The organism is Candidatus Phyllobacterium onerii (assembly GCF_028331445.1).
GTDB classification, from domain to species: domain Bacteria; phylum Pseudomonadota; class Alphaproteobacteria; order Rhizobiales; family Rhizobiaceae; genus Phyllobacterium; species Phyllobacterium onerii.
In genome coordinates this window covers 1-1124 of record NZ_JAQMHX010000040.1, presented here as the reverse complement: position 1 = coordinate 1124, position 1124 = coordinate 1, and the positions used below count along the sequence as shown (strand labels likewise).

1 protein-coding gene and 1 pseudogene are annotated in these 1124 nt (G+C 56.9%); both read right to left on the bottom strand.

The window, feature by feature from the left end; translation table 11 throughout:
* A partial coding sequence (locus PHA01_RS29090; RefSeq protein ID WP_271899719.1) for an ABC transporter transmembrane domain-containing protein occupies positions 1-728 on the bottom strand: 728 nt, incomplete at its 3' end.
* 65 nt (positions 729-793) lie between these two features.
* A pseudogene (locus PHA01_RS29085) lies at positions 794-1124 on the bottom strand (hypothetical protein); the annotation flags it as partial.

Sequence of the window (1124 nt, the reverse complement as noted above, 5' to 3'; positions counted from 1 at the left end):
CTGATGTCGTTTGTGCGTGTTTGAAGTTCGAGGTGATCCTGATTGGCTTGATTGAAGCGATCGACCGCTCTTCCGGCAAAACCCATCGCCTTCAGAATATCGGCATTGCGGGCGTTTGAATCGGCGATCCCGTTGCGAGCAATGGCGGCCTGATGGGTTGCGCTTGCCAGGCGGCGGGTCATCAGCTCGGTAGCAATTGTCAGCATCGACAGGATGAAAGCGCCGGCAAAGGTGAGGGCGCCGAGGTAAGGATGAAGCATATAGACGAAGATGAGATAGAGCGGCATCCATGGCAGGTCAAACAGCGCGACTGGACCCTGGCTGCCCAGGAAGCCGCGTACCGTATCGACATCACGGCCACGCTCCAGCGCCTCGGCCGTTGAAAAACCAAAGCGTGGCATGTCGATTGCCACCTGATGCGCCATCGGAGCGATCCTGCTGTCGAGACGCGCGCCAATACGTACCAGCACCTGCGAGCGGATGATATCGAACATACCCTGGAACAAATAGAGACCAATGGCCAGGGCCGACAAGGCGAGGAGCGTCGGAACACTGCCGCTGGTCAGGGCGCGATCGTAAATCTGCAGCATGTAGAAGGAGCCGGTCAGTGCGAGAATGTTGATGACGCCGGAGGTGGTGAAGAGAAATACGAATATCCCGCGAAAGCCTTGCGTCAGCTTCTCGGCATTTTTCCGCTTGGTGCCAGTCAATGGGTTTTTCGAGCGCATTTTTTCTTACCGTTTCTTGTTGAGGCTTCAGGCGGAGCGGCCACGGGTGGACCGCGCTTGCCAGTTCAAATCCAATATGTTGGGGTCGCCTGTCGTTTAACGCCCCGGCACTTCTTGGACGCCCTAGTAGCGAGGCGCCTCGTCAATACTTCCGTAGCAATCGTCATGACCGCCATGACCAACGCAGCAATTAGCACCTGTCGGCCAAGAACTGGCAGATAGGCACAGACTGCGAGGAGATAGAGAGGAAGCCAGGGCAGATGCAGCGTCTTTATCAAGCTAGCGCCTTCCAGAACGCCGGAAACGTCGGCATTGCGACCCTTGAACGGCCTATGGCGAGCCACGTTGCTCGCAGGGTTGGCAAAATCAAATCTTGAACGCATTCTCGTGACCCCC